The sequence below is a fragment of the Cohnella faecalis genome, assembly GCF_003570905.1.
Taxonomy (GTDB): domain Bacteria; phylum Bacillota; class Bacilli; order Paenibacillales; family Paenibacillaceae; genus Cohnella; species Cohnella faecalis.
In genome coordinates this window covers 149,805-176,469 of sequence record NZ_QXJM01000037.1, presented here as the reverse complement: position 1 = coordinate 176,469, position 26,665 = coordinate 149,805, and the positions used below count along the sequence as shown (strand labels likewise).

General features: G+C 50.8%; 32 protein-coding genes and 1 pseudogene. 2 read left to right on the top strand and 31 right to left on the bottom strand.

What is annotated here, in order from left to right:
* Positions 1-89 precede the first annotated feature (89 nt).
* The 5 genes from D3H35_RS12090 to D3H35_RS12070 form a co-directional block, all read right to left on the bottom strand.
* Positions 90-1,022 (bottom strand): manganese-dependent inorganic pyrophosphatase, encoded by a 933-nt coding sequence (locus D3H35_RS12090; RefSeq protein WP_119149611.1) that lies wholly within the window; start codon positions 1,020-1,022, stop codon positions 90-92.
* A 114-nt stretch (positions 1,023-1,136) separates the two neighbouring features.
* Complete coding sequence (locus D3H35_RS12085; RefSeq protein ID WP_119149610.1) at positions 1,137-1,640, bottom strand: metallophosphoesterase family protein; 504 nt, start codon at positions 1,638-1,640, stop codon at positions 1,137-1,139.
* Positions 1,637-2,308 carry a PIG-L deacetylase family protein gene (locus D3H35_RS12080; protein WP_119149609.1) on the bottom strand — a complete coding sequence of 224 codons (672 nt, stop codon included), beginning with the start codon at positions 2,306-2,308 and terminating at the stop codon, positions 1,637-1,639. The genes D3H35_RS12085 and D3H35_RS12080 overlap by 4 nt, the downstream gene beginning before the upstream one ends.
* Positions 2,305-2,637 carry a hypothetical protein gene (locus tag D3H35_RS12075; RefSeq protein ID WP_119149608.1) on the bottom strand — a complete coding sequence of 111 codons (333 nt, stop codon included), beginning with the start codon at positions 2,635-2,637 and terminating at the stop codon, positions 2,305-2,307. Before D3H35_RS12075 ends, D3H35_RS12080 begins: the two co-directional genes overlap by 4 nt.
* 148 nt (positions 2,638-2,785) lie before the next feature.
* A complete protein-coding gene (locus D3H35_RS12070; protein ID WP_119149606.1) occupies positions 2,786-4,387 on the bottom strand; it encodes a family 10 glycosylhydrolase in 1,602 nt (533 codons plus the stop codon).
* 168 nt (positions 4,388-4,555) lie between these two features.
* Between D3H35_RS12070 and D3H35_RS12065 the strand changes: the two genes are divergently transcribed.
* Complete coding sequence (locus D3H35_RS12065) at positions 4,556-6,112, top strand: ABC-F family ATP-binding cassette domain-containing protein (protein ID WP_119149605.1); 1,557 nt, start codon at positions 4,556-4,558, stop codon at positions 6,110-6,112.
* Here D3H35_RS12065 and D3H35_RS12060 read toward each other — a convergent pair.
* From D3H35_RS12060 to D3H35_RS12045, 4 genes are all read right to left on the bottom strand, one after another.
* Positions 6,109-8,034: an LTA synthase family protein gene (locus D3H35_RS12060; protein WP_119149603.1), complete on the bottom strand. Its 1,926-nt coding sequence runs from the start codon at positions 8,032-8,034 to the stop codon at positions 6,109-6,111. The genes D3H35_RS12065 and D3H35_RS12060 overlap by 4 nt on opposite strands.
* 202 nt (positions 8,035-8,236) lie before the next feature.
* On the bottom strand, positions 8,237-8,830 hold the full coding sequence (locus D3H35_RS12055; RefSeq protein ID WP_233567895.1) for a YdeI/OmpD-associated family protein: 594 nt from the start codon (positions 8,828-8,830) through the stop codon (positions 8,237-8,239).
* Between the two features lie 28 nt (positions 8,831-8,858).
* The gene (locus D3H35_RS12050; RefSeq protein ID WP_119149601.1) at positions 8,859-9,623 is read right to left on the bottom strand and encodes an SDR family NAD(P)-dependent oxidoreductase; all 765 of its coding nucleotides are present in this window, start codon (positions 9,621-9,623) and stop codon (positions 8,859-8,861) included.
* Between the two features lie 19 nt (positions 9,624-9,642).
* Positions 9,643-10,959, bottom strand: coding sequence for a deoxyguanosinetriphosphate triphosphohydrolase family protein (locus tag D3H35_RS12045; protein WP_119149599.1), 1,317 nt, complete (start codon positions 10,957-10,959; stop codon positions 9,643-9,645).
* Between the two features lie 324 nt (positions 10,960-11,283).
* Between D3H35_RS12045 and D3H35_RS12040 the strand changes: the two genes are divergently transcribed.
* The gene (locus D3H35_RS12040; RefSeq protein ID WP_119149597.1) at positions 11,284-12,216 is read left to right on the top strand and encodes a helix-turn-helix transcriptional regulator; all 933 of its coding nucleotides are present in this window, start codon (positions 11,284-11,286) and stop codon (positions 12,214-12,216) included.
* Between the two features lie 6 nt (positions 12,217-12,222).
* Here D3H35_RS12040 and D3H35_RS12035 read toward each other — a convergent pair whose 3' ends face one another.
* The 22 genes and pseudogenes from D3H35_RS12035 to D3H35_RS11930 form a co-directional block, all read right to left on the bottom strand.
* The gene (locus tag D3H35_RS12035; RefSeq protein ID WP_233567894.1) at positions 12,223-12,648 is read right to left on the bottom strand and encodes a MarR family winged helix-turn-helix transcriptional regulator; all 426 of its coding nucleotides are present in this window, start codon (positions 12,646-12,648) and stop codon (positions 12,223-12,225) included.
* A gap of 34 nt (positions 12,649-12,682) precedes the next feature.
* On the bottom strand, positions 12,683-13,630 hold the full coding sequence (gene msrB, locus D3H35_RS12030; protein WP_119149595.1) for a peptide-methionine (R)-S-oxide reductase MsrB: 948 nt from the start codon (positions 13,628-13,630) through the stop codon (positions 12,683-12,685).
* Between the two features lie 96 nt (positions 13,631-13,726).
* Positions 13,727-14,395 (bottom strand): molybdate ABC transporter permease subunit, encoded by a 669-nt coding sequence (gene modB, locus D3H35_RS12025; protein WP_119149594.1) that lies wholly within the window; start codon positions 14,393-14,395, stop codon positions 13,727-13,729.
* Between the two features lie 111 nt (positions 14,396-14,506).
* Positions 14,507-14,800: an antibiotic biosynthesis monooxygenase family protein gene (locus D3H35_RS12020; protein WP_119149592.1), complete on the bottom strand. Its 294-nt coding sequence runs from the start codon at positions 14,798-14,800 to the stop codon at positions 14,507-14,509.
* A gap of 25 nt (positions 14,801-14,825) precedes the next feature.
* Positions 14,826-15,425: a LysE/ArgO family amino acid transporter gene (locus tag D3H35_RS12015; protein WP_119149590.1), complete on the bottom strand. Its 600-nt coding sequence runs from the start codon at positions 15,423-15,425 to the stop codon at positions 14,826-14,828.
* A gap of 68 nt (positions 15,426-15,493) precedes the next feature.
* Complete coding sequence (locus D3H35_RS12010; protein WP_119149588.1) at positions 15,494-16,249, bottom strand: (S)-benzoin forming benzil reductase; 756 nt, start codon at positions 16,247-16,249, stop codon at positions 15,494-15,496.
* Between the two features lie 11 nt (positions 16,250-16,260).
* Positions 16,261-16,533 carry a hypothetical protein gene (locus D3H35_RS12005; RefSeq protein WP_119149587.1) on the bottom strand — a complete coding sequence of 91 codons (273 nt, stop codon included), beginning with the start codon at positions 16,531-16,533 and terminating at the stop codon, positions 16,261-16,263.
* A 31-nt stretch (positions 16,534-16,564) separates the two neighbouring features.
* A complete protein-coding gene (locus tag D3H35_RS12000) occupies positions 16,565-17,458 on the bottom strand; it encodes a PhzF family phenazine biosynthesis protein (protein ID WP_119149725.1) in 894 nt (297 codons plus the stop codon).
* Between the two features lie 23 nt (positions 17,459-17,481).
* Positions 17,482-18,186: a metallophosphoesterase gene (locus tag D3H35_RS11995; protein WP_233567893.1), complete on the bottom strand. Its 705-nt coding sequence runs from the start codon at positions 18,184-18,186 to the stop codon at positions 17,482-17,484.
* 33 nt (positions 18,187-18,219) lie between these two features.
* Positions 18,220-19,059 (bottom strand): hypothetical protein, encoded by an 840-nt coding sequence (locus D3H35_RS11990; RefSeq protein WP_119149583.1) that lies wholly within the window; start codon positions 19,057-19,059, stop codon positions 18,220-18,222.
* Positions 19,060-19,347: 288 nt separating this feature from the next.
* A complete protein-coding gene (locus D3H35_RS11985) occupies positions 19,348-19,965 on the bottom strand; it encodes an NUDIX hydrolase (protein ID WP_119149581.1) in 618 nt (205 codons plus the stop codon).
* A 123-nt stretch (positions 19,966-20,088) separates the two neighbouring features.
* Positions 20,089-20,541, bottom strand: coding sequence for a GNAT family N-acetyltransferase (locus D3H35_RS11980; protein ID WP_233567892.1), 453 nt, complete (start codon positions 20,539-20,541; stop codon positions 20,089-20,091).
* 32 nt (positions 20,542-20,573) lie between these two features.
* Positions 20,574-20,792: a helix-hairpin-helix domain-containing protein gene (locus D3H35_RS11975; RefSeq protein ID WP_233567891.1), complete on the bottom strand. Its 219-nt coding sequence runs from the start codon at positions 20,790-20,792 to the stop codon at positions 20,574-20,576.
* On the bottom strand, positions 20,789-21,352 hold the full coding sequence (locus D3H35_RS11970) for a dihydrofolate reductase family protein (protein ID WP_158594078.1): 564 nt from the start codon (positions 21,350-21,352) through the stop codon (positions 20,789-20,791). Before D3H35_RS11970 ends, D3H35_RS11975 begins: the two co-directional genes overlap by 4 nt.
* Positions 21,353-21,380: 28 nt before the next feature.
* Entirely contained in the window at positions 21,381-21,860 is a 480-nt protein-coding gene (locus D3H35_RS11965; protein ID WP_119149575.1) for a DinB family protein, read from the bottom strand.
* Between the two features lie 91 nt (positions 21,861-21,951).
* On the bottom strand, positions 21,952-22,401 hold the full coding sequence (locus tag D3H35_RS11960; protein ID WP_119149573.1) for a GNAT family N-acetyltransferase: 450 nt from the start codon (positions 22,399-22,401) through the stop codon (positions 21,952-21,954).
* 67 nt (positions 22,402-22,468) lie between these two features.
* Positions 22,469-23,065: a GNAT family N-acetyltransferase gene (locus D3H35_RS11955; protein ID WP_158594077.1), complete on the bottom strand. Its 597-nt coding sequence runs from the start codon at positions 23,063-23,065 to the stop codon at positions 22,469-22,471.
* Positions 23,062-23,622: a GNAT family N-acetyltransferase gene (locus tag D3H35_RS11950; RefSeq protein ID WP_119149570.1), complete on the bottom strand. Its 561-nt coding sequence runs from the start codon at positions 23,620-23,622 to the stop codon at positions 23,062-23,064. Before D3H35_RS11950 ends, D3H35_RS11955 begins: the two co-directional genes overlap by 4 nt.
* 455 nt (positions 23,623-24,077) lie before the next feature.
* Positions 24,078-24,923, bottom strand: a complete 846-nt coding sequence (locus D3H35_RS11945) for a DMT family transporter (RefSeq protein WP_119149568.1) — start codon at positions 24,921-24,923, stop codon at positions 24,078-24,080.
* 20 nt (positions 24,924-24,943) lie between these two features.
* Complete coding sequence (locus D3H35_RS11940; protein WP_119149566.1) at positions 24,944-25,684, bottom strand: SDR family NAD(P)-dependent oxidoreductase; 741 nt, start codon at positions 25,682-25,684, stop codon at positions 24,944-24,946.
* Positions 25,685-25,884: 200 nt separating this feature from the next.
* Positions 25,885-26,285: pseudogene (locus D3H35_RS32360) on the bottom strand (glyoxalase superfamily protein).
* Between the two features lie 28 nt (positions 26,286-26,313).
* On the bottom strand, positions 26,314-26,658 hold the full coding sequence (locus tag D3H35_RS11930) for an MmcQ/YjbR family DNA-binding protein (protein WP_119149565.1): 345 nt from the start codon (positions 26,656-26,658) through the stop codon (positions 26,314-26,316).
* Positions 26,659-26,665: the final 7 nt, after the last annotated feature.

Here is a 26,665-nt window from a genome sequence, read left to right as displayed (position 1 = left end):
CTTTCGTTTCTACTACCGTATCATAGCTTCGAAAAATGCGAAAGACCGCATTGACTGCATGCGGTCTTTCAAAGGGAAAAGATAATGGATTACAGGCTTCCGAACGTTTCCGTCAATACCGGAACGATTTGGGACTTGCGGGAAACGACGCCTTTGAGAACGGCTTTGTTGTTCTCCAGCGACACGTTGTAAGCTTTCTCTACCGCATGAGCGGATTTGCCGAGCGCAAGACCGACCGAATCGTTGTTCAGGATGTCCGTGACGACGAACAGGAACAGATCTAGGCCTTTCTCTTCGATGATCGCGTTAAGAGCAGCTTCGAGCTCCGCTTGCTTGGAAAGGACGTCGTTCACGTCGACCGCGTTCACTTGGGCGATCTCGACTTTTGCGCTGCCCATGCTGAATTCTTTGGCATCGAGGGAGATGAGCTGAGCGATCGTCTTGTCGCTAAGGTCGGCCCCTGCTTTCAGCATCGCAAGACCGTATTCTTCCGCGTTGACGCCTGCGATTTCGGCAAGCTCTTTCGCAGCGGCGACGTCTTCCGGCGTGCAAGTCGGCGATTTGAACAACAAGGAATCGGAGATGATAGCCGAAAGCATCAGTCCGGCCGTTTCCTTGCGTACGGCAACGCCGTTCTCTTTGTACAGCTTCAGAAGAATCGTAGCTGTGCAGCCGACAGGCTCTGCACGGAAATACAGAGGACCCTTCGTCTCGAAATTCGCGATGCGGTGGTGATCGATAACTTCCGCTACGCGAACTTGGTCGATGTCGGAAATGCTCTGTTGACGCTCGTTGTGGTCAACCAGAATGACGCTTTTCACTTCATTGGCCGCCGTCTCTACCAGACGAGGCGCGTCGAAGCCGAACTTGTCCAGCGCGAATTGCGTTTCTCCGTTCACTTCGCCCAGACGTACGGCTTCCGCGTCGAAGCCCAGCTTCGATTTCAATTCCGCATATGCGATCGCCGAAGTGATCGTGTCGGTATCCGGATTTTTGTGGCCGAAAATAAGAAATTTCTCCATCTTGTTTCCTTGCCCCTTCGCTATGAATTTGCGAGACAAGTATACCCTATTCGGACAGGTGCAAACAAGTCTTTCAGGGTAGACCGACCTCATTACTTGTTCTTATGAAAGCCATTATTTATCCTTATAAAAGAGATGTCTGGCTCGGATTTGCCGCCCTTCGATTTCCAACAGGCCGAAAGAATAGAGCGGCTGCTTTCTCTTATCGGTCGGCGAGCCCGGGTTGAAGACAAGAACGCCCCCGACTTCGCGCAGTGCGGGAATATGAGAGTGACCGTAGACGATGCAATCGACGTCTTCGTCCTTGAAGGCGGCAATCGCTCTCTCCTCCGTCCCCATTCTCCCGCCGTCCCCGTGACCGTGAACGATGCCGACTTTCACTTCCCCGAACGAGATCGTCTTTTTCCAGCCGAATTTGCGCCAGACGTCATGTCCGTCGTTATTGCCGGTTACGCCGTCAAGTGGCGCATGCTTCTCCAATTCCTCCGCCACCCTCAGATCGGTCCAATCTCCCGCGTGGATAATGAAATCGGCACCGCGCAGCTCCTTCGTGAGCGTCGCGGGCAGACCTTTTGCCATTCTCGGCATATGCGTATCGGAAACAACGACGATTTTCACAGCCGCAAGCCCCCTTCCGCCGTCCAGCCCACGACGAACGTTTCATAGCGCCTGGACTCGGAGAAAGCCGCTCCTTGGCCGAAATATCTTTCGATCGCAAGCCGCTGGGACTCATGAGCCCATAATGCCCTCGCTTTCATCTCCCACATCGGCTTCGCGTCGATCGTCATATCCGGCGCGATTCCTTGTTCCGCCAGTCCCGCCGACATGACGTAATAAAGCTCGCGAACCGTCTCGCAGCGTCCGGATACGACCGCGGCCGTCGTGAAACGCGAAATCGCGACATGGTCGCGATGACCGTTGCCGCCGTCAGGCGGAAACGTGACAAGCGTTCGCGCTCCGTGCAAGTTCGCGAACTCCGCGATCCGGCTCGCGACTTCCGTCTCGTCGGCTTCGTCAAGACGACCGTCCGGTATTCCGAGATGCGAGACAGCGGTCAGTCCCAGTACGCGGGCGGCCGCTTCCATTTCCCGTTCGCGCAGCTCGCCGAGCTGCTCTCTCGTTAGCTGGGAGGCAAAGCCGTTCTTGCCGCCGGCATCTCCTCTCGTCGCGAGCAGCAGCACAGGCGCTTGCTCTTGGTCCGCCAAACGGCGGATCATGCACGCGCTCAAAAACGATTCATCGTCCGGATGAGCGTATATAAAGGCTGTTTTGCCAAGCTGATTCATACGTGTTCGCTCCCTTCCTTCCCCTCCGTCAGCAAGCCGAATCGGCGCAACTGCTCCCATTCCCCCGCTCGAAGCAGAACTTCCGCCTGTTTCGGACCGAACAGGTCAAAGTGCGGGTAAGCGTCGCGCCGATGGATATAACGCGAAGGGAGACCGTTCTCCTCGCACCAGGCTGCGAGCCGTTCCACGTTCGCGCATCCGACCTTGGTCACCGTCCGGCTGTCGGGAAAGCGGGGATCGAGCCAATAATGGGTCAAATAGGCGATTTCCCCGCGCGTCACGCGATCTTTCCATTGCTGAAGCTCTTGCCTGCGAATTCCGAATGCCACGTCGACGTCCCTTTCGCGCTTTTGGCCAAATTGTAGCACTTTTGGGGGCCGTCCGTCCAAACCTCACGATACGTTCGAAGTAAAACTCCGCGTTCTTCTCGGATTGACATGGCTTTCAGACAACTTCTTGTTTCGGCGACCCGCTTCGTCATTCCGGCTGCTCGGACGGCATTGGCGTTGCTCCATTCGTTGAAGGAGCCGCCCCATAGTATGCGCTGAGAAGCGGAACGAGTCCGAGCGGATTTCTCCGCAAATCCTTGGCGCTGAAATAGACGTCTCCGCGAATTTGCGGAATCGTTTCGTTATATTTAAGCTGGTTAATAATTTCGTCTGCGCTGTTCCAACCGGTTTCCTTCGTTCCGAGCTTGTACGGCGCGTGTCCGATGTACAGCTTCACGCCCGTTCCGTCCACTTCCTTCGCCCACCAACTGGCAATCGTATTATAACGGGCTACGGAGAGCGACTGGCTCCAATAAACTTGAGGAATAACATAATCGATCCAGCTCTGCCGAATCCATGTCCGCACGTCCGCGTTCATATCGTCGTATGCCGTCACCCCGGCTCTCGTATCCGAGCCCGTCGGATCGACAGCCGCATTGCGCCATACGCCGAAAGGGCTGATGCCGTAGTCAAGCTTCGGCTTCGCCTTATGAATCGCTTTGCCCAGCTTTTCAACGAAGTCGTTAATGTTGCTCCGGCGCCAATCGCCAAGGGTTGCATACTGACTGCCTTTATAGGCAGCGTAAGCTGCGGAATCGTCGAAAGCCCCGCTCGAAGGATAGAAATAATCGTCCAGATGAATGCCGTCCACCGGATACTTGCTTGCGACTTCCATAATCGTGTCGATGATATATTGACGCGCTTCGGGAATGCCGGGGTTGACGTACAGGATGCCGCTCCCGCCTGCAACGATCCACTCCGGATGCGTCAAGGCGACGTGTCCCGGCGCTAAAACCGCCGTATTCGAGCTCACCGCGGCGCGAAACGGATTGAACCAAGCCTGGAACGACATTCCCCTCGCGTGCGCCTGCTCTATCATATAGGCAAGCGGATCATAGCCCGGATCCTTTCCTTGCTGTCCGGTCAAATAGGCGGACCATGGCGCGTAAGCCGAAGGATAGAAGGCGTCGCCGGTCGGCCTCACCTGCACGAACACGGTATTCAAGCCTATCCCTTGCAGCTCGTCCAACAGTTGAGTAAATTCCAGCTTTTGCTGCTCTGCGTTGCCGTATGAATTTTTGGACGGCCAGTCGAGGTTGTACACCGTCGACACCCACGCCCCGCGCAGCTCGGCTGCCGCTTCCGATTCCAAAGCGATTGTCCGGGTGTCTCCATACCATTTGACCGTCAGTCCAAGCTGCTCCCCGACGAACCGGAGAGGAACCATCGTCCGGGAATTAACAAGCTGGACAGATGTATCCAATGCCACTCGACTCCCGTTCACGGTTGCGTATTTCTGGCCGATAGTCATGACGATCGTCTTGCCCGGCTTGCGAATAGTGACGGTTTTCGTCTTTTGCGCCCAATCCGTCTCCGCGCCCAAGCCCGAGCCAATGACGCGCATCGGCACCATGGTCACGTTCGCTTTTGGCACGATGAACGGGGCCGTGTCGCTCTGCACCCGATTCCCGTCCAAATAAATCCGAATATCCGGGACAGAACCTTGCGCATGCGCGACGGGTTCCCCGGCTCCTATCATCGTCAGTAACAACGCCATTGCAAGTCCGATTCCTTTTGCCTTCCTCTTCATGATCCGTTAAAGCCCTCCCAGCGTCCCCGTAAGGGGGTATGCTGGAATAGACGCCGTTTTTTGCCGATAGTTGCACTAAGAGTGCCAAGTTTGGTCTTTCTTTTCCCGCCCAAAGCAGACTATAATGAGAGCTGTCATGTACAAAATCGGATGAAAAAGGTGTAATCCATGAGCATATTAACCGTCAAAAATTTAAGCCACGGCTTTGGGGATCGAGCGATCTTCAACGACGTGTCGTTCCGGCTTCTTAAAGGCGAGCACGTCGGCTTGATCGGCGCCAACGGCGAAGGAAAATCGACGTTTATGAACATCATTATGAACAAGCTGGAGCCGGATGCCGGCAAGATCGAATGGGCGCGCAAAGTGCGCGTCGGCTATCTCGACCAGCACTCCGTCCTCCAACAAGGGATGACGATCCGCGACGCGCTCAAGGGCGCGTTCCGTTACTTGACGGATATGGAGGCGGAAATGAATCAGATGTACGAGGAAATGGGCAATGTGACGCCGGAAAGGCTGGAGGAGCTGCTCGAAGAGGTCGGGACGATCCAGGATCTGCTCACGAACAACGACTTCTACTTGATCGACGCCAAGGTCGAGGAAGTCGCGAACGGACTCGGCTTGTCCGATATCGGGCTCGAACGCGACGTTCACGATCTAAGCGGAGGCCAGCGCACGAAGGTGCTGCTCGCCAAGCTGCTGCTGGAGAAGCCGGACATCCTGCTCTTGGACGAGCCGACCAACTACTTGGACGAACAGCATATCGAATGGCTGAAGCGTTATCTCCAGAACTATGAGAACGCCTTTATTCTCGTCTCTCACGACATTCCGTTCCTGAACAGCGTCATCAATCTGATTTACCATATGGGAAATCAAGAGCTGAACCGTTATGTCGGCGATTACGACACGTTCCTTCATCAGCACGAAGCCAAGAAGCAGCAGCTCGAATCGGCTTACAAGAAGCAGCAGCAGGAAATTGCCGATTTGAAGGATTTCGTCGCCCGCAACAAGGCGCGCGTCTCGACGCGCAATATGGCGATGTCGCGCCAGAAGAAGCTGGACAGCATGGACATTATCGAGCTGGCGAAAGAAAAGCCGAAGCCGGAGTTCCGCTTCAAGGAAGCCCGTACGAGCGGGCGGCTTATCTTCGAAGCGCGGAATTTGGTTATCGGCTACGGCGAGCCCCTCTCCCGCTCTCTGGATCTCAAGATGGAGCGCGGCCAGAAAATCGCCCTCGTCGGCGCGAACGGCATCGGCAAAACGACGCTGCTCCGCAGCATCCTCGGGGAAATTCCGGCGCTGTCCGGCACTGTCGAGCGAGGGGAAAACCAGTATATCGGCTATTTCGAGCAAGAGGTCAAGAGCGGCCAGGACGAGACCTGCATCGAGGCGGTATGGAAGGAGTTTCCTTCGTTCACCCAATTCGAGGTGCGGGCGGCGCTGGCCAAGTGCGGGCTGACGACGAAGCATATCGAAAGCAATATCTCGGTGCTCAGCGGCGGAGAAAAAGCGAAGGTCCGTCTCTGCAAGTTAATTAACCGCGAGACGAACCTTCTCGTATTGGACGAGCCGACGAACCATCTGGACGTCGACGCCAAGGATGAATTGAAGCGGGCCTTGCAAGCCTATAAGGGCAGCATCTTGCTCATCAGCCACGAGCCGGAATTCTACCGGGACGTGGCGACCGATATTTGGAACTGCGAGGCTTGGACGACCAAGGTGTTCTAGGGGGCGCGCTTCGGCAGCACCTGAACGTACTGGTCGGACAGCGTCATAAGCTTCATCACATAATCGTAATCGCTTCGATACTGGGCGATATCGCTGACGGGCTGCAACGTCTTAAGCGATATCGCCTTTCCGTCGTCGAACGACTTGCCCGGTATGAACAAGACATCGTCGTTGAAGAACGAGCCCGTCGGCAAATAATAGCGCATGCCGAGGACGTTGCGATCGATGTTGAGCAAATCTTGCCCAAACGCCGTATATTTGTCTTCCTTCAGCGACACGCCAAGCAGATTGGCAAGCGTCGGCATAATGTCGAGCTGCCCGCCTACGCGGTCGATCACTTTGCCGTTCTTCTCGCCCGGCACCCGGATTAACAGCGGGACGTTGAAACGGCTGACGTTCGGCTCGTACGTTATGCCGAGCTCCTTGCTGACCATCGCGGCGTCGTTATCCTTCGGCTGCAAGCCGAAATGGTCGCCGTAAGCGACAAGCACGGTATTGTCCCACAGACCGTTTGCCTTCAATCGGTCGATCAAAGTTCCAATGGCGTAGTCGGTGTAGTTGACAGCCGCAATATATTTGCCAAGCTGAGTGCCCTTCAAGGAATCCGGCAGCTCAATCCGCTGGCGATCCTTCGGCACGTCGAACGGAAAATGGCTCGACACCGTCACGAATTGCGCGTAGAATGGCTTGCCGGTTTTGGCTACCTCGGTCAGCTTCTCGACGCCTACACGGTAAAGCTCTTCATCCGATGCTCCGAAGCCGTTAAAGTTGTCGTTCGTATAGTACGGCTTGTCGAAGTAATGGTCGAAGTGGAGCGCCGGGTACAGCTTGTTGCGATCCCAGAACGTCACTTCGTTGACATGGAACGTATCCGCCTCGTAGCCGCGCGATTCCAGCAGCCTTGGAAGGCTTGGCAGCTCGCGGTCGCCATAGCCGGTCGACATAGCGACTTTGCCCGTCGGATAAATCGAAGTGTTCGACATGAATTCCGCATCGGACGTATTGCCTTGTCCGATCTGCTGAAAAACGTGCGGGAAATAGAAGCTTTCCTTCATAAGGCCGTTCAGCACCGGAGTCACTTCTTGTCCGCCGATGGATAGATTGATCGGAAAGTTCTGGAACGCCTCCATCTGGATGACGATAACGTTGCGTCCTTTTTGCGTGCCGAAGTAGACCGGCGGCTTCTCCGATGGAACGGTGTACGGATACGTTGCCTTCAGCTGCTCGATCTGCTCCGTCAACGAAGCCGGCGTCTCGTCCGATACGGCAATGCTCTCTTGCTTGGACTTGATCGCCGCCGAAATCTCGTAATTGATAAAGCCCTGGTTTTCCGCTGCGGCCAGCTCATTGTCGATTTGGAGGCCGCTTTTAATAAAGAGAGCCGAGAACACGATGCCCAGAATGCCTGCGACAATCGTGCCCTTCTTCCATACGGCCCGCGCGGCTGGAAGCTTCCGGTTGTTCAACCTCAGCAGAATAGCGCCGACCAGCGCGAGAACAATGTCCGCGAAGAACAAATAGTGCGATAGCTCGATCGTCGCCTTGACGCTGTCTTTGATTCCGGCCACCTGGTTTAATTCCATCAAAGCGGTATAGGTCGGAACCGATCCGAAATGCGCAAAATAGACGGATGAAGAGAACAACAACAAGGAAACGATAAGGTTAACGATCCAAAATACAATTCTTTTGGAACGAACCGGGGTAAGCAGCTCCGCCACGCATAACAGCACGACGATAGCCGCCAAATCGGACCCGAGCCTTCCCCATGCGACTCCTTCGAAGAAGAAGTAGCGGAGGAGCAGCATTTTCAGAAGAAGCAGTATTGTAAACGAATATAACGGTGCGCCTTGCACACGGAATCTGCGATTGCGTTCCGTAGGAGGCGATTGATTCGCTTGATTGTGAAGCGGCAGTCGTTCCATAATAAGTTCCCCCGTCTCTCTATATATGGTTGTTTCGTATTTCGTTTTTTGACATTTCTCCATGTTAGCACATTCGAGCCAACGAGAAAACGACGCGCAAGCAACTGCCAAGGGAAACCGAAGCATTCCAACGGCTGGAATAAACAAAAAAAGCGTTGATACAGAGTTTACACTCCGAACCAACACTTTTACAAATATAACATTACGCGCGCGATTTCCCCGGACGGGTCAAAGACGGGATCGTCCTGCCATTCTCGGAGCTCGAGATAAGCTCGGTCAATCGCTTGGCTCTCGTCTCTTCCTTCTTCGCGCTTATGATTTTCCAGACGGCCGCCTTTCGGTACCAGCCCGCTTGCGCTTCGAAGAATGCCCATGCCTTCTCGTTAGCGCGAAACAATCGCTCGTCCTCTTCCGCGAGACAGACATTTTCTTGTTCGAACGAATAGATGCCGGATTTGCTTTCCGTCCTCTTCGAGTAAGCGGACAGCCCCGCTTCCGTCATTCGTCCGAGCGCAGTCAGCTCTTCCACTCTCTTCCTATTGACGGCGCTCCAGATGCTGCCCGGCTTACGCGGTGTGAAACGAATCTTGTAGCTCTCTCCGTCGATGGATTTGCGCAAACCGTCAATCCACCCGTAGCAGAGCGCTTCGTCCACCGATTCGGGCCATGTGACGCTTCGCTTGCCGGATCCTACCTTGTAATAACCGAACCATTGCTCGCTTGCCTTGTCGTGATTGTGCTCCAGCCAACGCCGCCACTGTTCCGGCGTCTCAAAGAAGAGAATCCGCTCGTCCACGTTCGCGCCTCCTTAGCCTGCTCGGCTGCTAAATCGTCGGCATAACGTTGCCGCCGTTAACCGGTATGAAGGCTCCGGTAATAAAGCTCGCGAGATCGGAAGCAAGGAAGACGACGGCGTTCGCTATCTCCTGGTCGGTTCCTCGGCGGCGGAGCGGCACGGCGCTCTCGTAGCCTTCGCTGCGTTCCGTGTGGTTCTCCCGGTCGCGTTCGCTAATCGTCCAGCCCGGTGCGACTTGATTGACCGTAATGCCGTGCTTGCCGATTTCCTTCGCGAGCACGCGATACACTCCGTCCATCCCTCGTTTGCCTGCGACATACGCCGATTGTGTCGGGTCGTTCTGCATGGCGCATTCGGTATTGATGCCGATAATTCGTCCCCAGCTTCTCTCGATCATTCCCGGTGCGAACGCTTTGGCCAAATAGACGCTCTGCATGACGCAGGATTCGAACTGGCTGACGTAATCTTCCGGTGCCTGCTCAAGCACGGAGGTCCACGCATATTGAACGACCGCATTGGCGATAACAATGTCGACGGGGCCGAGTTCGCCTTCCGCCTCGCTCTTCATCGCAAAAATCGCTTCCTTCTTCGTAATATCCGCACGGACGATCGCGGAATGGCGTCCGAGCGAGCGAATCTCGTCCCGCAGCTCCAGTGCCTTCTCTTCGTTGCTGTTATAATGGATGACGACATTCGCTCCGCACTCCGCCAACGTCCGAACCATAACCCTGCCGAGCTGTCCCGTTCCGCCCGTCACGAGCGCCGTTTTCCCCGACAAATCGATATTGACCATTGTGCCGCTCCTCCTCTTCTTAGTCCCTCTCGTAAATCGAACCCGAACGGCTGGCGAAAAATTCGGCGTATACTTTCTCCGCATAGGCATCCGTCATTCCGGAGATATAGTCGGCAACGAGCCGTTCCCACGTCCATTTGCCCTTGTGCCGCTCATAGCTTTCGAGCCAGTCCGGCGGAATGATCAGTCGTCCCGTCTCGTAATCCCGGAAGCTCGTCCAGAGACGCCCCACCATCACTTCGCTTCGCTTGTGCAGGCGTTGAACCCGAAAATCTTTAATTAGCGTTACCCAAGCAAGCTTCTTCAGCACTTCCATCGTGCGCAGAAGATCGAAATCCTGCTGCCCTTCCCGTACGAACGTCACCTTCTTCCAGCTCTTCGCCGGATCGTCGATAATGCCGACCTGACTGGCGAATTTGCGAACCCAACGGGCCTTCATCTCGCGCCGCGTTCGCGACGGTTCCCGGCCGCATTCGTCATAGATGGTCGCCCATTGCTCGTAGAACACCTGAAGCACCTGCTTCACTTTGGCGTTCATGTCGACCTGCTCCCAGCTCGTGCCCGTATTCGTCTGATCGCTTACGATTTCGTGGATGACGTGCTCGACGAGCCGATCGTCTTCGAAGAAAGCCCGGTCCATCTGAATTTTACCCGCGCGGATTCCATCCTCGAGATCATGAGTGGAATAGGCGATGTCGTCGGACAAATCCATCAGCTGCGCTTCCAGCGTCGCGCAGCCTTCCGGCATGCCCCACGTCTGACGAAGCTGGGAGATCGCCTCCCATTCCATCCGGTACAGCCCTTTGATTCGTCCCGGCTCGTCAATACAGTAAGGATATTTGTTAATTCCGAGCAGTACAGCCGCCGTCAGATCAAGACCGAGGTCGCTTCCCGCCCGTTTCTCCAAAAACATAAGAATTCGATAGTTTTGCGCGTTGCCCTCGTATTTCAAGGCATGCTCCGTCTGAAGGAGCTCGTTGAGCACTTCTTCTCCCTTATGTCCGAAAGGAGGATGGCCGAGATCGTGAGCTAGAGCGGAGCATTCGACGACTTCCGGCTCGATCATGAGACCGGGGTGCTCCTTCCGCGCCAGAAACGGATCCGTCTTCCCCAGTCGGCGGGCAAGCTCGCGTGCGATTTGCGACACTTCCAGCGAATGGGTCAGACGAGTCCTGTAATAGTCGCCGGAGCCCGCACCGAACACCTGGGATTTCCCTTGCAGTCTGCGAAAAGCCGGGGATTGGATCAGCCGCGCGTAATCCCTCTCGTATTCGTCCCTATCTTCGCTGGCGTGCAAGCTTACGGCGTCATGCAGACGCATTTTGCGAATGTTCATCGTAGAGTGTCCTCCTGCTGTCGTTGCGCCATACGACCTTTGCGCCGTTCGTTGCAAAGCGCGATTCGTTACCTAAATTAATTAACGGCATTAATCATAAATGAACCGATCTTGCTTCTCCTCTTGCATCCGCGAGTCCCTGCCCTGCCGATTGAAGATCTAATCGGTTCTTTTTGTTTCATTTATTTTACTACAAAACATGGTAAATAGGTACGGATAGGAGCTTCGCAAACCGGCAGTAAAATTCGCGCGAACTTCGATACGTTCCAACTCGTCATCCTGTATAATAAGAGCAACTACTAAACCGTATTCGGAGGCTGTCTCATGAGTCAGGATATGTCCTACACGACCGAAGAAATCGCGAAGCTGCTCAAAATATCGAAGCTCACCGTCTACGATTTGATCAAAAAAGGGGAGCTCCGCTCTTACCGCGTAGGCAAACAGATGCGGGTCGATGCTTCCGATCTGGAGCAGTACAAGCTAAGAGCCAAGGGCGGTGCGCTCCCTGCCGCTCCCCGCCCTATTTCTCAAGCGGCTTCGGGCGGTCCCGTCAGACAACTGGTCATTACCGGACAAGATATCAGCTTGGACCTTTTGGCCAAGCATCTGGAAAAGCAGGCGAGTGACGTTCGGCCGCTTCGTTCTTTTGTAGGAAGCATGGAGAGCTTGGTGGCGCTGTACCGGGGAGAAGCCGATATCGTAAGCGCTCACCTGATCGATGGGGATACCGGCGAATATAACGTCCCCTACGTCAGCAGATTGCTCACGGGCCACTCCTATCTGATCGTCAACTTGTTGATCCGTACGGCGGGCTTCTACGTCGCTCCGGGAAACCCCCGAGGCATTCAAGGGTTTCAGGATCTGGCGAAGCCGGGACTGCGTATCGTCAATCGGGAGAAAGGCTCCGGCGCACGCGTCTTGCTGGACGAGAAGCTGCGTCTTCAACGAATATCTCCGTCCGTTCTCGACGGATACGAGCAGGAAGAAAGCAACCATATGGCCGTCGCGGGAAAAGTAGCCTCGGGAGCCGCCGACGTGGGCATCGGTACCGAGAAAGCGGCCCTCATTGTCGGCAAAGTCGACTTTATCCCTCTCGTTCAGGAACGAGTCGACCTCGTTATGCTCAAGACGCCTCGAAATCTCGAATGGATCGAGGCCGTGCTCTCGATATTGCGCTCGGAAGCTTTTCTGGCGGAGTTAGGGGCCATATACGGCTACGATCTGTCCCGGACGGGACAGATCGTAGCCGAGACGTAAATGAAATTATTGCGGCGGGCGGAATTCGAGGAGTCCCATCCGCTGCACTTCCTGCATATGAATTTCGGACAATGCCTCCAGCATCGTCATCCCATGCTCCGTCACCTGAATAAAAACGCTGCGCCCGTCCTGGGGATTGGGGAATTTCTTTACGAGCTCAAGCTCTTCGCAGCGCTGGATGAGCTCAACGCAAGCGTGCTGCGTAATTTGCAGACGCTCGGCCAATTCGGTCGGAGTCGCGTAATCTCTGCCCGGATAGCCTTTGATGGAGAGCATGAGCTGGTGATATTGCGGAGTAAGTCCCTGTGCGCGCGCCGCCTCTTCGCTGAACCGAATAAACTTCCTGATCCGATATCGAAAGTGCGCCAACGTTTCGTATATATACTTCGGAAGCCGTTCCGTTTCCTGTTCGATTCTAGTGTGCTCAGACACGTTGCCACTCTCCCATAAGCTTGTCAAATTCGAATTAGTCGAACCATTCCGCGTATTTGCCGTAACCCTCTTGCTCAAGCTTATCTTTAGGAATGAATCGCAACGCTGCCGAGTTAATGCAATAACGCTGCCCCGTCGGCTCCGGCCCGTCGTCGAATACGTGACCGAGATGCGAATCCGCCTCCCGGCTGCGTACCTCTACCCGGAACATCCCATGTGAAAAATCCTCGTGCTCAAGAACGCCGCTCTCTTGGATCGGTCTCGTGAAGCTAGGCCATCCGCAGCCGGCGTCGAATTGATCCTTCGAGCTGAACAAAGGTTCGCCGGACACGATGTCGACGTATAAGCCCTCTTCCCGATTATTGTAAAATTCGTTGCGGAATGGAGGCTCGGTTGCGTTGTTCTGAGTTACCTCGAATTGAATCGGGGTCAATCGCTTGCGAAGCTCCTCCTTGTCCTTTTTCGTGTTCCAATGACTTTTGATGAACGCATCGCGGCCCGAGCCGCTCCGGTAGTACCGATAGCGCAGAGGGTTTTTCTTATGGTAATCCTGATGGTACTCTTCGGCGGGATAAAAAGCGGACGCCGCTTCGATCGCGACCGCGATCGGTTTGTCGAATCGGCCAGAAGCGTCAAGCGCCGCTTTGGATGCTTCGGCTTCTTCGCGCTGGCTTTCGTTATGAACATAAATAACGGGCCGATACGAATGGCCGCGGTCGTGGAATTGTCCTCCTGCGTCAGTCGGATCGACGGATCGCCAATAGATATCCAACAGCTTTGAATAAGGAAACAAATCCGGGTCAAACTCGATTTGCACCGCTTCGGCGTGTCCCGTCGTTTCCGAGCATACTTCCTCGTAGGTCGGGTCGACCTTATGTCCGCCCGTATAGCCGGACACGACACCGTGTATACCGGGCAATTCCTCGAAAGGAGTAACCATGCACCAAAAGCAGCCTCCTGCGAACGTTGCCAATTGTTTCATTCTCGTCACCTCGTCTATTTCGATCCTTTTCTCTATTGTAATGAAAAAACACTCCCTGTTCCAATAGAAAAAGGAGTGTCCCTTTATTGTTGCTTACTACCGCTTCGAATAGCCATTCGCCAAAAGCAGCATAACGAAGGACAGCAGCACCATCGCAATGCACCAAGCCCATGCCAGATCCTGCTTGCCGCCGTCGATAGCCACGTAAATCGCTGTTGGAATCGTCTGCGTCCGATGCGGGATATTTCCGGCGATCATTAGCGTTGCTCCGAATTCGCCCAGCGCGCGGGCAAATCCCAATATGAAGCCGGCGACCAGAGATCTCGATGCGAGAGGTGCCGTCACGTATCGGAACACTTGCCACTCGTTCGCTCCAAGAACTCGCGCCGCCTTTTCCAGCTCCGGGTCGACGTCCTCGAATCCGGCCTTCATCGTCCTATAGGCCAGCGGAAAAGCGATGACGACGGCGGCGATAACCGCCGCAATCCAGGAAAATACGATCGGACTGTCTACGAACCATTCGTAAGCTTCCCCGATCCAGCTTCTTCGCCCGAGAAGCATAAGCAAGAGGAAGCCGATAACGGTCGGCGGCAGGACGAGAGGCAGCAGCAAGACGGTCTCCAACAGACTTTTGCCCATGAAGCGGCGTTTCGCCATCCATCGAGCCGTCGCTGCCGCAAGGACGAATACGAGTATACTTCCGATAAGGGAAACTTTAAGCGACAGCCATACGGGGGCGAAAAAGTCGTTCCAATCGATCGCCATGCCAAAACCTCCTACGCCGAAATAGGCTAAAGAATATTTTAGCATAACGACTAGTCGTCGAACCAGAATGAAATATATCTAAATATAATTAGTTATAACTGTTTATTCTCATCATAATTCGACAATTTCATAATGCTCCACCGTCGGAAATGGATCGTAATAGTGGTGAAGCAGCTTTTTCCACTCTTGGTATCGCTCCGATTGGCGAAAACCAATCGTATGATCCTCTAATGACTCCCACTTAACCAACAATATATATTTATTCTCATGCTCCATACATTTCTGAAGCTCATGACCGATATATCCCTTCATGGAAGAAATAATCCGCGACGCTTGACGGAAGTCGGCTTCGAACGAAGCGCTTAAGCCGGGCTTGACCTGTAATGAAGCGACTTCGAGTATCATGTGAGACGGCCTCCCCGTTCTTTTTTCATTTCAACAAAATGAAAATTCCGAAACCGAGCAAAATAACACCCGACGAATAGTTGATTGCCTGCATGAGCCGCGGACTCATCATCCTTCTAAAGAAGCCTACCGCCATACACAGAACGAACCACCATGCAGCCGAGCCGAGGAACACTCCCGCGACTAACGAAACGGCAGATCCCCCTTCCCCGCCTGCATTCATTCCCGAAAAAACGGCAATAAACGAAAAGACAGTCATCGGATTCGATAGCGTTAGAAGAAAGGTCGTCGCGAAGGTACGAACGAATCCGAAGGACGAGGCCGAGTCCGTTCCGGCTGTTGCCGTCGGCTTGGATCGAAACGTCGTTATTGCCAAATAACACAAGAAAGCGCCGCCGAGCCATTGAAGCCAAACCGAATGGTCAACCAAAGCCGACGTTATGAACGACAGTCCGAATGCCGCGACGCTTCCATAGATAGCATCGGCGGTCGCGGCGCCCATCCCGGATACAAAGCCCATCCTTCTACCTTGATTAAGCGTCTTTCGTATGCATAGTATTCCAATCGGCCCCACAGGAGCCGCGATAGACAATCCCAGAATGAAGCCTTCAATAAGCGAATGCATGCTATCTTCCCCTACAGTCTGGAATTCCAGGTGGTTACGTCTTAGGCTCTGAAAATCGCAGCAGAATGTTATTGGAACTGGCTAATATGCAAAATAGCGCCGTTCTCGATGTCGGAGGAGGCTATCACGCTGAGCAGCTTATCGGCCGCATACTCCGGCGTTAGCAGCACTCCTTCTTCTTTGAGCGCAATAAATCTCTCAATATCGCGAAAATACTCCTTGCCCGTCGAGCGGATTTCCTGCTGCATCGCCGTATCGACCACCCCCGGTGCGAACGAAACGACTCTAACGGGGTATTCCTTATCCTGTTGTTCAACCGCGGCGCATCTCGTATACATGTCGAGGCCCGCTTTGGCGCTGCAATAGCTGCTCCACCCGAAGTAAGGCTTTTTTCCCGCTCCGGATGAAATATGAACGATTTGCTTGTCGGCCCGAATGTCGGCGGCGAGTGCGATGAAGCTGGAGGACAAAATCATCGGAGCGACCAGATTAATCTGGTTATTCAAAATGATTTCTTCGCTGGAGCAGCTTTCAATAGGCTTGATGGGAGCGAGTATGCCGGCGTTGTTAATGAGAATGACAGCTTCCGCGTTTTCCTTATCGATCTTTGCGAAGATCGCGCGCATGACCGCTTCGATCTCGTTCGATCGGGACAAATCGAAGCTAATGTAGTTAAGCTCCGCTCCGCGATCTTCTGCAAGCTTCACGAGCCTCTCGTTCGCGCCTCTTGAGATGCATGTAATATGGTTGCCGGAAGCGATTAGCTTCTCTGCAATAGCCTCTCCCAGTCCCCGGGACGTTCCCGTTACGATGTAGTACTTCATCCTGTCACTTCCTAGACCATTAGATAATGTTTATTGTCTTTCATTTTCCTGCGGACATACTTCGCTGCCCGCCATACTATTATAGCCAAAACAAGAAGAACTCCGAGAGGAATCAGTTCCACAGCCAGCATCGGCATGGTAGCGAACAAGTAAACCGAAATTTCATACAGAAAAAAGTAGTCGACCACGCCTATTACGAATACAGTGAGCAGGATGTGCTGAATCTGCTGATAGTAATGCATCAGCGTAAAAATGAATCTCTTGAAAAAACTATGCAGCCACATTCATTACCCATCCCTTCGAAATTAACGATGTTCAAGCCTGTAAATCCTTCACATAGACAGCCGTCCCTGCGATGTAGATGCACATTCCATCATGCTCGCTTCTGATAGCCTCGACACCCACTCTTCCTTCCTTGCCGATCTCTTGCCCTTGCTCGACAACGAATGCCGCCGAAGGCAGCTCGGGATTCATATACTCCAGATAGTAAGCCCCCATTACCCCGGACGCGGTACCTGTAACCGGGTCTTCAATCGTACCCGAAAAAGGCGATGAGAAATGTCTGGCATGCATTCGAGCGTCCGTGCTATAGGTTTCCAAGCAAAATGGGTGTACGGAAGCTTTCGGCAGCTCGGTCAGCAGCTCTGGGAACTTTTCGTTTTGCGGCTTCATTTCCCTAAAGCTCTGCAAGCTCTTGATCGGAACCAACAAGGTCCAAGTTCCCGTGCTTCCATAAACGATTGGCAGGCTTGAATCCAGCTCCCGAACATCGAGCCCTATGGCGTTGGCCAGCTTCTCCCTATCGCCCTGGAACGGCAGAAATCGCGGATTGTCTTGCTTCATCTTAATCGTCCAGCTGCGATGAACGCCTTCCGTTTCCGTCAGTTCGATCGGCAATACGCCAACGTTCGTCTCGATCGTAAGCCGTTGTGCATCGCCCAGTTTTCCTCGCGTTTTCAAGGCGTACACGGCAGCCATCGTCGCGTGCCCGCATAATGGGATCTCATGTCCTGGCGTGAAATATTTGAGCTTGACTGTTGCCTGCTCCGACCGAACCACGAACACAGTTTCGTTAAAACCGATATCGAAAGCGATCCGCTGCATATCTTGTTCGCTCAGATGATCCGCATCCAGTACGACACCTGCCGGATTGCCTTGATTCGGGTACATCGAAAAAGCATCGTAATGATGCACGATCGTTTCGTTCATACGAGACACTCCCATTAGACAGCCTATCCTCTCCGATTATTGGGAACGCTAACGGTTGAGTAGACTCCTTCATAATAGATAAGACCGTTCAATTGCATTCCATAGGCACAGCCGCCATCAATTCCGATTTTACCGTCTCCGAACCATACATCCGGCGATTGCTGCAGCTCGACCGTTCTCGTATGACCGAAAATGACGGTCTTGCCGACAGACAGCTTGGCTTGGTGGAACTCCTTTTTGATGTACATAAAATCGTGCTCGGGCTGATCTCGCCAATTTTTGAAATTGGGATTCAGCCCGGCATGAACGTAAATATGATTTCGATCTTCATGAAAAAGAGGCAGCGAGCGAAGAAAATCGATATGTCGGCTGTAGTTGTGACTGACATGAGCTCTAGCCGAACGAATAACTTCGGGATCGACGACTTGGTCGCCTGTCAAATCGCAATAGCTTTGAAGCGTCTGTATACCGCCGTGCTCCAAAAACTTAGCCGTCAATTCCTCGCTGTCGGCTCGAATCAAGTCCGCGAATCGTTGATCGTGGTTGCCCCTCAATGCGACAGCTCCGTCATTCTCTACCAATTGCATGACTCTCTCGACGGACTCCTTACTCTTCGGTCCTCTGTCCACGTAGTCGCCCAGCAAAATGAGATCGTCAGCTACGGGATTGTAGGATACGGCTAACAACAGCTCATCCAACTGGTCTACGCAACCGTGGATGTCGCTCACTATAAGTGTTCTCCTCATCCCCATGCTCCTTACTTACGTCGGGTAGGTATATCGATAGTAGCTGATTGGCAGTTCATGAAATTGTTCTCCGTCATCGGCAATTACGAATGTGTTTTCCCCTTCCGAGCCCCACCATTCGATACTTAAGGCCAAACCATCCGAGGTTTTGGCTGCAAATAGTAACGAAAACATGTCAGGCGTCACTTCCCCGCCATCATCGACTCGCCATACGGAAATTTCATCCTTTGTTTTCGCCGGAAAGTCGTTGAATAGGAGCTTATCCTCTCTTTGCAGCACTAAGCTGAATAACATATCGTCGCCCTGTCTTTTGAACTTGACCAAAAATAACTTCTGACTGTCGGAAAATTGAGCGATCTGCCAGATGTTAGTGATTGGCCTTTGCTTTTTGGCCGATATTTCTTTAGCTATCAAGCTGTCATTTTTTAGAGCATCTTCCGTCTTCTTAATCGGAAGCAGCGCTTTAAGATCGAAATCGTTTTCATTGATTAGAAAATACGTCTCGTTAGGGGTCGAGCTTCCTTCCTTAACGTTAAATATGTAGCCGGCCATGTTCTCAAAGTTGTATGATGTGTCTCTACCGCTGCTCTTGTCTATGTTGCCTTTTTGATAGGTTGCATACTTTACCGACAAAACCTTGCCGCTCTCGCCGATCGCTTTGTTCCACTTGGACATGGCGGCCTCTTGACCGACGCCCAGCCCATGAACGATTATGGACGTGCCATCTGCATTCGTAAAGCCAAATACCCCTTCCATGCTCTCGGTGTCGATAACATGAACAGGTTCGGATACAGGGGTTTGAAAAGAACCTAAAAAGAGACTGAACAATAAAAACAAAATGGCCCCGATATTCATAGATAGCTCGCCTCGCTCAATAGGTTTCTTTTGAGAATAATACGAGTCAAAATCAACTCTCGTTGCGAGTGCACTTTCCCTATTTCCAACTATCTATCATTATCCTCTGGCAGACTCATCTCACTCTCGTATTTTTCATCGCTTTTCTTGATTGTACAGGACGACGTCAACTATATTCGCCGTATATCCCCCGTTTCGTGAAGCGACTTACCAAACCTACCGGTCGAAGTGCGCCATTGCGTAATAACGCCCGCAATTACCTTCTTCACCTTCTCCTGCCTCCCGATGCTAGTCCAGATGAACTTCCATATCCTTGCTCCTCATCGATTCAAATAACCATTTTATTTGCTTCTCCGTGTTTCGTTCGACGGATAATTCGGGCAAGCTGTCTTCAGGAAAAAAATCGACCTGCAACGTTTCCATTCCGGATTCCATTTGGCCGCCTATGATTTCACAAAGTACGAATATCTTATAAACATGCCACGGAGATGGCGGATGGTCGTGAAACTTCTTATCAAAAATTCCTAACAGCCTTACAGGCGTCACATCGAGTCCGGACTCTTCTTTGACTTCCTTCTTGACGACTTCCTTCGGCGACAAACCAATATCCGCCCATCCGCCAGGCAGTGCCCAAGCGCCATCCAATCGTTCCTTGACCATTAGAATTTTGCCGTCGCGAAATACGACTCCCCTAACATCCACCTTCGGAGTCGCATAACCTTTTTCGTTAGCGAACAGCTCTCTTACCTTATCATGCTCAATCCCCGAATATTCGCTTAAGATTTCGATACTTAAGCTCCGGAGAAGCTCAAATCGCTCCAAATCATACATATCCTTCGAATATTCCAGACCGGCCTGGCTAATAGCTTGAATCTGCTTGGCCCACTCCAGCCATTTCAATTGCACGAGCTGCCTCACTCCTTTACGTTTCGAACGTTTTCTCCCACCGTCTTCCGAGACTATTCAACATCTCTTGCGATTTATCCCTTCGTTTCCAATCCGCTCATTGCCGGTTTTAGCAAATCTTTATCAAGCCTCTTGCTGTTGTTTCGCTTCCAGCTTCTTGATGAATCGGTATCCCGTTATTTCAAAGCCCATCTGTTTATACAATTCATGAGCCGGCTTTCTTTCCTCTTTTATTCCGCTAGTCAAATAGAGAACGTTCATTCCTTCGCGAACGGACCATTCTTCGATAAAATGAAGCAGTTTTTTCCCGAAGCCTTGCCCTCGACACTTTTGCTTGACGACCAGGCATGAAATATACGTAAGGAAATCGTCCGTCTCGTAATTGTACAGTCTCTTAACCCCAATCATTCCGATGACTTCGCCCGAGAGAGAAGCTACGAACGTATGGGCTTCCGGATCGGCTGTCATTCTGTCCATTCTTCGTTCCATGTCCGAGATAGAGGTTGGATACCCCAGTTCGGCCATCAACTCTACGAGAGCTTCCAAATCGGACGAACCGTAAGCGCGAATTTGCAACGTACAACCCCCTCCTTTTCAACAAGTCAGCTTTATTTTTCTGAAAAAGCAAGTCCTTTTGTCCTTAGCGCTTGACGAAGCAGCTCGACTGCCTTCGGGCCTATGCCGTGCAATTGGTTGAGCTCCTCTTCGCTAAGATGAGAAATCTGTTCCAAATTCCTCAGGCCGGCATTGGCCAGCGCACGCTGCGCAGGCTTAGCCAGCCCCGTTGGAAAATCGCTGTCAGGTTTATTATGCGTTATCTTAGTCACTTCGTTCCCCCCGTTAATCGGACTAGCCGATACGATACGCCCAACACACCATTCGTGTAAGTTCTCGCGTCTACAAGCTGGAGCGGCAACGGACTGTCTAAATCATCGAAAAGACGCAGACCCGTTCCTGCCACGACCGGGCAAATATTAAGATTGAGCTCGTCCAGCATCCCCAGTCGGAGCAGCGACCTTACCAATCTCGGACTCCCAGGAATTTGAATGTTTTTTCCGGGCTGCTCCTTGAGCTTCGCGACCTCTTCGGCGAGGTTGCCTTGGATAAGCGTGGCAGGCTGCCATTCGAGATTGTCGGGCGTATGGGACACGACATATTTGCGCGAACGATTCAGAAAACAAGCCATCGGAATATCGTCGCTTTGATGCTGCCAAAATTGCGCCAGCAGCCGGTAAGTTCGCGGACCTAACAGCACCGTGTCCGCCTGTGCCACGCCTGCGGCAATACGCTCGGCCATTTCGGCGTTGCTCCATTTCTTAGGCGAATTCGCCGGCGAATCCACAATACCGTCCAGCGTTATGAATAGTCCTGCAACGAGCTTTCTCACTCTTATCTCGCCCCTCGGCCGTTATGACCTACCTCGTTATAACGGCGTTAATTTGACTTTTGTGATGCTCATCATGCTCAATAAACTCCTCAATAATATAGATCAAGCTGTAAGGACGTCCTGTATGAGGGCAGACGCTTACTCCGTTAGAAGTTGTAGGCTTATCGATGAATTCAAGGGAATTCAACAGCATCTCGGATAGTTTTTCTCGTGCGGAGTTAAATTCCTGGAGGATGAGACTTCTCGGTTTATTCTTAACATACGCGTAGCCCGCTTTATTGAACGTATCGAAATCGGGAAACTCCATTCCCCCTCCGTTCTTGACAGTAGGAATGACTGTTTCTATCAAGTAGTTATCCCAATTCAATAGATGCCCGATAATTTCCGCTACGGATGCCTTCCCTTCCGCTATCGGTTTATTCCAAGTGGAGTCGTCGAATTCATAGCCGAACCAGTTATTCGTATAGTTTTCGATGATTTGATGTGCTTCGCTTCTTTGATCTTTCATATACAGGCCCCCAGCTCTCGGATTCTATTGCACCGTTACCTTCTTCGATTGCAAATTCATCATTAATAACGGGTCTATACTATCTTTATTGTTAGAGCTTAATAATGAAGCCCGTTTTTAAACCCTTTACAAATCCGGCACTTTCATAAAACCGGTGAGTTTCTTCTTTTTTCGATCCTGTCAATAACATGACTTTATAACAATTGTGCTCTCCCGATAGCTCTATCGCCTTATTCAATACAATTTTTCCAAACCCTTTCCTCCGATGGTCGCTATGAGTAACTACGTTCTCAATGAGTCCATAAGGTCTAGCATTCCTCGTAAGATTTTTTAGAATATTCAGCACGCAGGAAGCCAGCAATTGTCCATCCTGTTCCAGTACAATAATTTTCATGCCACTATCGCCCAAAATCTCTTTCCAGAGCGCTTCAAGCCGATCGTCATGCTCTAGTTCCGGGTCTTGATCATGCAGATGCTTGTACAATTCAAGCAGCTTTGGCAATTCGTCTTCTTGAATGATTCGAACTGAATAGGCAGACATATTGGTTGCACTCCTATGAATCTATTCGAGATTTCATTTCTCTAAACGTTCGCTATGATACGATTTGTCATTTTGCTCCCTTACCGCTCAAACTGGCGCGATGCCCCTCGAAATCTCTTTTCAGGATGGCATACATCTTTTGATTAACGTACTCTCCTTTTATTTTCAGTTGCTCCCTAAGAATCCCTTCAAAGTTCATGTCCAGCTTTTGCATGACTCTCTCTGATCCTATATTGTCCTCATTGCATCGGGATTCGATCCGATTAACTCCCAATTCCTCGAAGCCATACTCTATGATGGCTCTTGTCGCTTCTGTCATTATTCCTTGCTTCCAGTACTCCCTTGAGACAACAAACCCTATTTCAGTGGAATCATGAGTATGATCGAAACGAATAAAACCGGTTCGGCCGACGACCAATCTATTTTGTTTATTATGAATAGCCCAATGATAAGCTGTTTTCTGCTCATATTTGTTTTCGAGTTTGTCCAAGTACGCTTTCGTATCCTCGACGGTTTCATGGAAGCTCCACATGGTGTGCGTTGCGATGAGAGGATCTGAGGCAAAATGAAAATACTCGTTGGCATCTGCGGGCTGCAATCTTCTTAAGATCAATCGCTCCGTTTCCAAAACAGGCTGAGAACTAAACAGATAACTGATGTTCAAGATGGCCCCCCTCTTGGCTTCGTCCAATTCACTGCTAACATCCCATAAATAATGTGATCTACATAGTAATCATATAGCCACTCAGCTTGTCGCGATGTACCTTCGTTCGCAAATTGAAGCCGCTCCGGGATTGCTCTACTTTTGGCATTCAAAACAGCGGCTCTGATCTCTACTCGATTCAGGGCCAGATCATGAAAGAGGTAATCGATCAGCGCTTGACATGCACGGGTCATTAAACCGCGTCCCTGAAATTCCTCGGCCAACCAATAACCGATAGAAGTCTTCTTATTGGCCCAATCGATATAGTGGAGACCTATGCAGCCAGCTATCCGATCTTTGTAAAAAACACCTAATTGGAATCCGTTGTTTTCTGCAAATAAATGCAAAGACGATTGGACAAAGCTTTTCGTCTGCTCTATGCTAATCGATCCGTCTACCCAAGGCAGCCATTCTCTCAAATATGCTCTGTTCTTATCTATCAGGCCGAATAGCTCATCTACATAGCGGTGATCTAGCATTTTCAATTGAATATCATCGTTAATTTTATGACTTAGCAGGGAGATCCCCCCATTTCAATTCATGAGCATAGGCTTTGGAAAAGACCGTTCTGTTAGGTCTGTTTTATCTGTATCGATCGCTTACTTTATTTCCCATAAAGAATGCTGTAGTAAGCAGTCCGGCTGAAACAAACAGATGAATCCCCCAACCAATGAACGGCAACCAACTAATCGGTGAGCTAATGATTGCCGCTAGGCTAGGAACCTTAGGTGCTTTTTTATCATAACAAATGGAGAATGTGACTACATGAAGTAAAAAAGTCGCCAGTAAGGAATAAGGAAGGTACTCCCAAATAAGCATATTGCCCAAAAGGGGATCCCCAGCAATAATTCATAGATTCCGGATGCAATTAATAAGGCCCTGGCGAGTTTCATCTTCTCCCCCCTTATGAAGAAGTATTAATTTGCTGTGGAACATGATTTTCCAAATCTCCATCTCCCAATATCGATATCGCCTATTGAGCGAGCAAAACGATTCCGATTGTTATCAATATGGAAGCTATTATCCGACTTCTTCCTTGCGATTCTCGCAACATGAATACCCCCATGAGCGTTCCAAATACGGTTCCTATCTCGCGCATCGGCGCCAACTGAGACACTGGCAAAATTTCTAATGCTTTCAAAAATAAAATATAACCGCCTGGAGCTAGAATTCCGCCTAACATAATGGTTTTCCAATTCACAAGCCATTCCCGCTTAAGTCCCTTTGATTTCAGTGCCATAAAGGTAAGAATCAACAAATTGCCTACATTGGTTGCTTCATTAAGCGTAATCGCTGGAACATATTGAAGAGTTACTTTATCCACTACCGTATAAGAAGTAATCATGATACCTACCAGAAATGCCAAAATAATAGGTCCCGACAAAAATTCTCGATGGTCTTTGAATTTAAAACTTCCACCGAGGAAAATTCCTACTAGAATCACAACGATGCCGCTCCATCCCAACATCTTTAGATTCTCACCCAATATCAATACGCCAATGACTGGGACTACCAATGGACTAATCCCTCGCATGATCGGATAAACCTGCGACAGATCGCCGATCGTATAGGCTTTGGCAAGCAATAGAACATACGCTCCATGCAAAATCATGCTCGCTGCCATTAACAGCCAGCCATTCGCCGGCAGTGATTCTATCGTCCTTGCATCTATCCACGCCAAGGGTAAAAAAAGCAACACGGCCGCCCACTGACAGTACCACAAGAACACGATTTTATTAATACTTTTCTTCGCAAACAGATTCCATATCGAATGAATGAATCCAGATAATATTACTAATAAAATAGCTAATATGGCCATCCAATTGCTCTCCTCCGAAATTACGCTTCAGAGTACTTAACTAGCTTTCCCGGTGCGAATTTCTTTTCGATGATGGTTAACAACTGCTTGCCGAGACTTTCCGTCGACTGTAATAATCCCGATTGATAGGCTTGATCAAAATATTTCGCCATTACGAATTCCCGCTCGTTTTTTCCTCGGGCAACAGACTGCAATTCGGTGTCGACCATGCCCGGATCAACGGCTATTATTTCAATGGGATGTTCACGCATCGATTGCTCTAGGCCGACACATTGAGAAAACATGTTTATTCCTGCTTTAGCGCTGCAATAAACGCTCATTGCAGGGGCTGGATAAGTTCCCGAACCTGATGAAATATTAATAATTTTTCGTCTAATTTGATCGTTGTCCGACCGCTTGATGAAGCAAGAGGTCAGGATCATCGGAGCGACTAAGCTAATTTGCAAGTTTTGGTTGATTTCCTCTACTTCGCATTGATCAATTGCGTTCAAGGGCTCAAGCATAGCAGCATTATTAATAAGACAGATCATGTCTGCGTTATCGGTATCGATTTGTGCGAAAATGCCGTTCATCAAGCTCTCAATTCCCATGATATTGCTCAAGTCGAATGGGTAATGGGAATATTTTTTGTACGAATCTAACGTGTCCGAATTGCCTCTTGAAATTCCATAGACAAAGCTGTCGCTTTCAAGAAGCAATCGCGCCAATTGTTCGCCGATCCCCCTCGATGTCCCGGTGATAATGAAATGGCTTCTATTCATCTAGATACCCCCAGCTTTATCCCTTCTTATTAGTCGATTGATTTGAGATAAGGACCAGAACGGCGCCCACAACCAAAGTTACCAATGTTACTGTGATATAAAATAATACTTCATCCTATTCATGTACGCGATGTACCAATCTGGACAACATAAATAATTCTATTAACAAGGCTGCGATCCATAGGTACACCAATCCGGATTTAGCATTCATCTTGTCCTGTCCCTCCTAGTTGATCTTCTCTATCAAGAAATTCATAAAAGATAATTCGATTGCCAAAAGGATCAGTCACAACGCATTCTTCGCTTTGCCACGGGGTCTTCTCAATTCCGGTCTTGAATACGGATTCTTCTTACTTATCAGTTGTTTTTGAAAGGATCTAATGCCCTTTACTCCAATCCGTATGGCAGCTCCCGGACAACAGTCACCATGATGCTCGCTTAGATGAAGCTTAATCCCACTCTTCGAAAGTTGCATGTAAAGAGGCATACCGGGCTCAAATCGGTGCTCCCAATCGAGATGGAAGCCAAGATAATCCAAATAAAACTCTTTCGCCTTCCGTTCATCGAATATCCGCAATATCGGAATGATTTCTTGAAGCATGATTCGACCAAGCCTCCCATTTAACTACTCAAGACATCGTACCCGGCTTTCGATTCACTAGTCTCTTAGGGGCAACGCTGCTCCAAGCTTTATAAATCAATCCTCTTGCCTCTTCGGGCTCTACTTGATTAATGTTCATATGCATATAACTCAACTTAGCATAGGCATCCGGTATACGATATGTCGTCGGGTCTAGTTCCGTATAGATGGCTCGGTCATCCCCTATTGTTTTGACGGTTAAGGTGCGACCATCCTCTTGCAGTACGACAAAAATCTTGTTTTTAATTCGAAACGAAGGCTTGCCCCAATGCTCCACTTCTACCGTTTCCGGCAACGTTAGAACATAACTTCGAATTTCGTCGACTGATATCATTAGGAAG